The organism is Shewanella sp. A22 (assembly GCF_053850585.1).
Genome location: NZ_JBSQBN010000166.1, coordinates 1 through 7,837 on the forward strand (window position 1 = coordinate 1; position 7,837 = coordinate 7,837).

At 38.0% G+C, this 7,837-nt stretch carries 7 protein-coding genes; 5 read left to right on the top strand and 2 right to left on the bottom strand.

What is annotated here, in order from left to right:
* The first annotated feature begins 416 nt into the window (after positions 1 to 416).
* Positions 417 to 1,061 carry a LysE family translocator gene (locus ACWXWT_RS19090; protein WP_456043158.1) on the top strand — a complete coding sequence of 215 codons (645 nt, stop codon included), beginning with the start codon at positions 417 to 419 and terminating at the stop codon, positions 1,059 to 1,061.
* Positions 1,062 to 1,172: 111 nt separating this feature from the next.
* Here the strand turns inward: ACWXWT_RS19090 and ACWXWT_RS19095 are convergent, their stop codons facing one another.
* Complete coding sequence (locus tag ACWXWT_RS19095) at positions 1,173 to 1,793, bottom strand: DsbA family protein (protein ID WP_456043159.1); 621 nt, start codon at positions 1,791 to 1,793, stop codon at positions 1,173 to 1,175.
* A gap of 1,191 nt (positions 1,794 to 2,984) precedes the next feature.
* On the opposite strand from ACWXWT_RS19095, the gene ACWXWT_RS19100 reads away from it, so the two are divergent.
* The 3 genes from ACWXWT_RS19100 (at position 2,985) to ACWXWT_RS19110 (ending at position 6,305) form a co-directional block, all read left to right on the top strand.
* Positions 2,985 to 4,601 (top strand): methyl-accepting chemotaxis protein, encoded by a 1,617-nt coding sequence (locus ACWXWT_RS19100; RefSeq protein WP_456043160.1) that lies wholly within the window; start codon positions 2,985 to 2,987, stop codon positions 4,599 to 4,601.
* A gap of 84 nt (positions 4,602 to 4,685) precedes the next feature.
* The gene (locus ACWXWT_RS19105; RefSeq protein WP_456043161.1) at positions 4,686 to 5,879 is read left to right on the top strand and encodes a hypothetical protein; all 1,194 of its coding nucleotides are present in this window, start codon (positions 4,686 to 4,688) and stop codon (positions 5,877 to 5,879) included.
* 12 nt (positions 5,880 to 5,891) lie between these two features.
* Positions 5,892 to 6,305, top strand: a complete 414-nt coding sequence (locus tag ACWXWT_RS19110; RefSeq protein ID WP_456043162.1) for a phosphate ABC transporter substrate-binding protein — start codon at positions 5,892 to 5,894, stop codon at positions 6,303 to 6,305.
* Between the two features lie 121 nt (positions 6,306 to 6,426).
* On the opposite strand, the gene nqrM is transcribed toward ACWXWT_RS19110, so the two are convergent.
* Complete coding sequence (gene nqrM / locus ACWXWT_RS19115) at positions 6,427 to 6,624, bottom strand: (Na+)-NQR maturation NqrM (protein ID WP_456043163.1); 198 nt, start codon at positions 6,622 to 6,624, stop codon at positions 6,427 to 6,429.
* 528 nt (positions 6,625 to 7,152) lie between these two features.
* On the opposite strand from nqrM, the gene ACWXWT_RS19120 reads away from it, so the two are divergent.
* The gene (locus ACWXWT_RS19120) at positions 7,153 to 7,662 is read left to right on the top strand and encodes a PaaI family thioesterase (RefSeq protein ID WP_456043164.1); all 510 of its coding nucleotides are present in this window, start codon (positions 7,153 to 7,155) and stop codon (positions 7,660 to 7,662) included.
* Positions 7,663 to 7,837 lie beyond the last annotated feature (175 nt).

Consider the following 7,837-nt stretch of genomic DNA (forward strand, 5'->3'; position numbering starts at 1 on the left):
ACCGCCATGGATGGTGGGAATGTGTTATTTTTTATGGAAAAAAATAGACCATGCAGTCGTATTTTGAAAGCATCTAACGAAGCATAAAGGACTTTGAAACCCGCCAGAATGGAGTCTCTCAGGTATTTCATTTCTGTGTTACATCGATTTAAAAGGCAACAACCATTTCTACATCAATGTGCCTTGAATTGAAAAACCTGAGAGACTCTGAACTGACCAGATATTTAATGAGATTGGTATAGCCTGTCTGATTATCAATATTTACTCATTTGGGTTGTTAATTAACCCAGTTGTAAACAATCCCTGCCAAGGGGGGCTGTGTAAATACAATACGAAGCTCAACATGACTTTCATTCATGTTGGATAGCTGTAAAATCCGCGCCTTATTTTCCTGTTTTTTCGTTGCTTGTGTATTTATGATGATTGATTTGGCTTTACTTCCTTTATATTTAACGACAGTGGTCGCTTTATTGTTAATTCCTGGGCCGGATATGTTGTTAATTGCCAGTTCTAGTTTGAGCTATGGCCGCAAAGTGGGGGTGTATGCCAGCTTTGGTAATGCGACTTCGGGGTTAATGTTAACCGTGCTTGCTGCCATGGGCGTGTCTGCTTTAGTGGCGATGAATCCGATGGCGTTAGAGTTATTACGGATAATGGGCGGGGCGTATTTATTGAAAATGGGTTGGGACTGTATGCGCAGTAGCGCGAGTGAAACGCCCGAAATTACTCAGCAGGGTAACTTAGCTAAATTACTTTATCGTCGCGCGGTATTGAGCAACCTGCTTAATCCTAAAGCGCTGATATTTTTTGTGTTGTTTTTGCCTCAGTTTGTTTCAACTCAATTAAGTGCCAGTTCCGGCGAACAAATGCTGGCATTAGGGCTGCTGCTTAATGTGATGGGGTTAGCATTTAATTTGTTATTAGTGGCGTTAGTGGGCAGTTTAGGTAAACCCTTATTGAAAAATGAAAAGTTTCGTATTTATCAGAACAAGTTTATGGGGATAATATTTTTTGCTTTGGCGATTTGGTTACTGGCGTCGCAGGTGCAAAGTATTGGCTAAGTAAGTTGGAATAAGATTCCAATGAATAAAAAACCACGGTGATAAGCCGTGGTTTTTATGTTTACATTCCAATATTGTTTGCAAGTTGCCAGTATTGAAAATGTTTTGTCATTAATGCTTTGATTGCTTGATGGCATTTATCTCTTTTTCAACGGTTGCAACAACCGCTTGAGGGTTGCTCAAGTATTGCGAGTGATCGATAAAAATAGCGTTATCATTAACGGTCATCACCATTGCGGGAAAGCCGGTTGTGCCGATAACGTGTTGGATCTCTTCTATACCTTCTAGTACGTATTCTGCATCCATACTCAGTTCATCTTTAAATACTTTATTTGATGCTGACAATTTAAACTTTTCTACAATGGCATTGAAATCGTGCTTATTGGTAAGCGGGTTACCTTCAATGAAATGGGCTCTTTGTAGCGCATTAAGCACTGGCAATTGCTTATCGGCATGCTTGGTTTGCAACCATGCCATTAAGTTTGCGACTTTTATTGAGCTTTTAGGACTGTTTGCGTAGCGAATATGGTCGCGACCAAACTTAAGCCCACTGATTTTTGCGGCCGCTTGCATCTGCTCTTCTCCAGCGCTGTCTTTGCCAATGTAGTGTGCGCTGTGCAGTAAATGCACCTTCATTTCTGGATAGGCTTGTTGTAATGCATTCACCAAAGGCGTTGCGGCATAACTCCATGGGCAATGCGAGTCGTAGATAAAATAAAGCTCAGTGGTCATTCAGTCAGTTCTTGTTTGGGATGAGATACGCTGATCCTAAATAGTTTGTTGGCATTATACAATCATTGGATTTGCGAAGACATCCAGTTAAATGGCTTTTCTGTTATCGCTGTATTGCTCTTATGGTATTGGTCTTAGGATAGCGGTCATAATTGGTAATCAGGTTTATACCAATGTGAAGGTAATAATAAAGCTTGGTTATGTGAGTATTGGCTCATTAGGTAAAAGTAGGTTAATTCATCGGATTATCTATATTAATTGAAAGACTTTCTACTCAAACCGATACTATATATTTTAAGATTATCTACATGAATGAGACTGCGAAAGCGTTGTTATAAATCAACTGATAAATAGATATGACTATCACTATATAGGTATAGTTTTTTGTTACAGCGAGAAGAGCAGGTAATAGGTTCGTTTGCTTTTAAGTCGTGTTGGAGGGTAATAAGTAGTTAATTAACAATTTCTCTAAACGTTAAGTTATATATAATTTGGCTTAAGTTCATTTTAATATTTTAAATTCAGGCGCAAAGATTCAATGGTACATTACCACAAGGTTTATTAGCAGGCTGTTAATTGTTTATTATTTGTTCTGGGGGTGTCGTAAAATAATGGAAGTAATTGATGTTTTTTATATTTATTCTTTATATTCATTATGTTGGCGTCGTTTTTATTGATGTTCCAGGCATTAAATAACATTTAAATCAAGTTTTATGTTTAAATAGTAACCATTTTTTAGTTTAGAAATAAATTAATTATATTTCATAACAGTGTAAATAAACACTGGATTAATAAGTGATATTAACGTAGGTGGAGTGTTTTTTTGATGCTCATATATTGGATATTAACGACTTGATCATTTTTAATGAAATGATGGGTAGTTATTTTTATGTTGATTGTTTAATTAATTTTTTTAGTTGAACATTAATTCGTTTTATAAAAAATCGTTCGATACATTAGTCACAAAAATAATTAAAACTTTTTTGAGACAGAATAAAACAAAGAGTTGATCACAACAAAAACTCTTTGCAATATGTATTATATATGCTTCTTAATGTTGTCTATTTACCTAAATGAAAATCGTTCCTATTTAATTAGGATATACACGCCACTTAATATGACACAGTGCTATTTGATGCGAATTATTTTCGTTGCCGAATCCGCTTGTCTTGAAATAACGAAGGTGTACATATGCAAGTCTGGAATAATTTAAAAATCAGTCACAAGATAGGACTTCTTGCCATTGTCGCCATTTTAGGATTTGTGATTTTCTTTTTGTATCAACAAAAACTGGTTCGGCAAACGCAGACTAATATTCTTTTACTTCAACATGAATACACTCCAGTGCTGGAGCTGTTAAATAACGCCAAAGAAGGCTTAAAAGATGTAGAGAAAAGTCTTGAAGGTGCGGTGACAACGAGAGAGAAAGATCGACTTACAGAAGCAAAGCAATATTCTGCAGCGGTGCGAGATGTATTATCAAATATAGAAACCAGCAACAAAAAACTTAACTTGCCCGACAATTTTATCATGTTATTCGATACTTACAGCAAAAATAAATTTTTTGTTGCCTCATCACTTGTGGCTGGAAATGTCGATTTTAAAGTGATTACACCTCGTTCAAGAGAGGCAAATGATGCCCTACTTGCGTTAGAGAAGTCATTAACGGATGCGGTAACATTAATTCATTCCGCATCTAATGATGTGGTAACAACAATATTTGAGCAGAACGAAGCAAGCCGTATTGTCGGTATTATGCTGGGTATTATTTTAATTATAACGATGGTGTTATCGAGTTACTTATTAACTCGGAATATTACCAGCTCAATAAATCAAGTCACTGATTCACTTCGTGATATTGTTGAAGGTGACGGTGATTTAACAAAGCGTATTGAATATTTGCGTAATGATGAAGTCGCAAATTTGGTTTATTGGTTTAATGAGTTTATTAACTCAATGCACAGCAACATTAGCTCTACACAAGAAACAATTATCACCCTGGAGCAGGTGTCTACACGGTTAGCTACCACCAGTATGGATAGCACTGAGTTAATTCAATCGCAAGATACTGCTATGGCGTCAGTTATGGCTGCGGTTCATCAGCTTACTGAGAGTGTTGTTTCTGTTGCTGAAAGCGCTTTATTAGCTTCTACAGAAGCTTCCAATGCTAACGAGACTGCTAAAGAAGGTAACGATGTTGTTGAGTCTACACTGGTTTGCATTAATGCCCTTGCAGATGATGTGAATAGAACGGCTGGAATGGTCAGTGAATTTGAGTCGTTGGCGAATAATGCTGGGGAGTTTTTAAATACAATTAGCCGTATTGCAGATCAAACCAATCTTTTGGCTCTTAACGCTGCCATTGAAGCGGCCAGAGCTGCTGATCATGGCCGAGGTTTTGCGGTTGTCGCCGACGAAGTGCGATCTTTGGCTTCACACACGCAAGATGCAACGTCACAAATAAAGCAAGTGTTAGAGGAAATTCAAAAAGGGGCTTCTTCTGTGGTCGTTGCAATGACCTCAGGTCAGCAAAGTGTCAATATGACTGTTGCAGAATCAGAAAAATCAGGTCGTTCACTCAATGAAATCACTTGTAAAGTTGAGCGTATTTTGACGCTCAATAAACAAATTGCTGATGCAACAGATGAACAGAAAATAACTTACAAAGCGATATCCGACAGTATTACCGATGCAAATCAAATCTCCTTCTCGGTTCGAGATGGTGCCAAAGTAATCTTTAATGAAAGCAAAGAAATTCAGAACGTTACTAAGAGGCTTAGTCAAGTCATCAATCAATACAAAGTTTGATAAACATCATTTTTAATGTTGTTTCACCCATGTTTTAAACCATAAATAAACAAATATTTACTACATGTTTCCTTAGGAGAAATAATGGTTAACACAAAGTATTACCTTATCCCTGTGCTGATGACAACGGCTCTGTCTGTTGCCGCAGACGATACAGTAGACCAACGAGTCAGTCAGCTGGAGCAAGAAATTAGATTGCTTAAAAGCAGTACTGCAAGCGATATAGCCGATCGTATTAAGGTGAACGGATTTTTTAGCGTGGGTGCGACAAGATCGAATAACGATGCTGGTTATGTAGGCTCCGATGAAAGCTATGAGCTGGACTCATTAAGTTTACTTGGTCTTCAAGCTAAATTTGCTTTGGGTGAGCAGACAAGTGTTGTCACACAACTTATTGCCAAAGGTGAAGATGACTACGATCCAGAGTTTGAGTGGGCTTATATTAAGCATACCTTTGATAATGATATCAGCGTAAGAGCGGGTAAGCTGCGTGTCCCTATTTTTATGTATTCTGATTTTCTTGATGTGGGTTATGCACAGCCGTTCATCCGTCCACCAGAAGAAGTTTACGGCGCGGTACCATTTAGTACTTATGTCGGTGGTGATATTGCTTACGACTTAGAGTTAGATCACTCAACCGTTCAATTGCAAGCATTTGGCGGTAAAGCCAAAGAAGGTAATATTGAATTTAACTACATGTATGGTGCAAGTGCTGGTTGGCAATACGATAATTTATTGCTTCGCGCTGTTTACGGTACTTCACAAATTAGTGTGCCTTCAACAAGCCCCTTCTACCCTATTATTCCTGATGATACCAAGACAGAGTTTGTTGGTTTTGGTGTGAAATATGATGATGGCGCCAACTTAGTTACGGGTGAATATACCACCGTAGAAGCTGACGGGCAGATGTCAGATACTAAGTCTGCTTACCTAACATATGGGCACCGTTTTGGTGACTGGATGCCTTATGTGACCATTGCTAGATTGGAAACTACAGATAATTCTGAACGGGTTGGTCAATATTTCAATTTGGGGGGGATTACTGTACCGATAGAACCATTATTAACGGCAGAACGAGATGCATATTCATTAGGGGTACGTTACGACGTAATAAGCAATGTATCGATAAAAGCTGATGCAACGTTAATTAACAATTTTGGCGATACAGTCGGCATGGTTAGTAACGCGACTTTGGCCAGTAATCTTGATCTTACCACTTTTGGATCTAAGCAAGATGACTCGTTGGTTTATTCAATTCGCTTAGACTGTATCTTTTAATTAGGAAGTAACATGATGAAATTATTACTAGTAATGCTTAGCCTCCTAATTAGCGTGGGGAGTGCTGTTGCAGAACCTGTTGTTGTGGGAAATCTCAATGGTATTGATAGCCTCAATGCAAGTGACGCTAAGAAGTTGTTTTTAGGTAAATTAAAAACGCTGTCAAATGGCACTAAACCAATTATTATTGAATATCCAAGTGATGCGCCTATTCGAGAAGCATTTCATATCAAGGTAACCGAAAAGAACGCTTCTCAACAACAAGCATATTGGTCACAATTGATATTTTCTGGAAAGGGTGAGCCACCAAAAGAAGTTGGCTCTGCTGCTGCTGTTATCGCTGAGATAATAGCAGACCCAGCCGTCATCGGTTATGTTGACTCTTCAGAGGTAACAGATCAACTAAAGGTTATTTACAAACCATAGTGTTACTTTATTAACATCGAATTGGGCCTATGTTTATCAAATAAATCGTTATCGTATTTGGTAAGCAATGGCCCAGTATCGTTTCTTGCGTGTTGTGGTTAACGGTAAACGGCCATTGTATTTATTTTTTAGCTGGTTCTTGTATTTGATATAAGGCTTTATGTTCTTCACAGGTGACTTCACAATCACAGCTTTTCTCTATACCTACATTCGCCAATCCAGCGCAACTTCCTTGAATGGGTTTTCTACCCAAAAATACCCCAATTGCCATCGCGGCAAAAAATACGATAAACATTAAAAACGTGATAACAAAAGCCATTATTTTCCCCTTGTAATACCAATCTCATTAAATATCTGGTCAGTTTAGAGTCTCTCAGGTTTTTCAATTCAAGGCACATTGATGTAGAAATGGTTGTTGCCTTTTAAATCGATGTAACACAGAAGTTGAATACCTGAGAGACTCCATTCTGGCGGGTTTCAAAGTCCTTTATACTTCGTTAGATGCTTTCAAAATAGAATCACTATTCGCTTCAATCATCTGCCTTGCCTACAGCACTTTGAACTCCCGCTGAAAGATCACATATTTAATAGGATTGGTATAATAAGCCTTTATCGTTAAATTACTGTCAGCTAAATTAAGCCATTAACTTTTTGGCTGTAGCGTTACATATTGATTAAATCAGTAACACTCGGCTGACAACGTTTATCTTGAAAGGCTAACAGGCGAGTATAAATAGGATGTTTTTTTAGTCTCGTTAAATACTCAAATCGATATTGATGTGATACTCTAAAATACTTATTGGCATATGCCAACAAAAATTGCATTTATATTTTTTTGAGAACAAACATGTATCAGCAAGATAAATCTGAAAAAGCATTATTATTTGAAGACTTAACGTTTTTTTATCCCAATATGACACTCGACTCCTTACAAGCAGTCGAGAAGCAATTGAGCCATCAACATTGCATGTTATGTGGTACACAACCCTTATTGGGCTTGCATCTGCAGTTTTATAGCAGTGCCGATCAACGGGTGTGGGCCCGAGCTAAAGGCACTATTCACCAACAAGGTTATCAAGGTATTTTGCACGGTGGATTTTTATCTGCGTTGTTGGATAGTGGAATGTGCCAGGCGTTATTTCAACAAAAAATTGAAGCGGTTACTGCCGATATGAGTATTCGCTATTTACATGAAGTACCGGTTAATAGCCAAATTTTAATTAAAGGTGAAATTACCTCTTCTCGTCCCCCGCTATATAAGGTTGCGGGAGAGCTGTATGTAGAAGGTAAACTGATGGTAAAAAGCAGTGCACGCTTTATGACAAAGGGGTTTGGCAAACAGAGAAAAGCCCCATAGGGTTATACCAATCCCATTAAATATCTGGTCAGTTCAGAGTCTCTCAGGTTTTTCAATTCAAGGCACATTGATGTAGAAATGGTTGTTGCCTTTTAAATCGATGTAACACAGAAATGGAATACCTGAGAGACTCCATTCTGGCGGGTTTCAAAGTCCTTTATGCTTCGTTAGATGC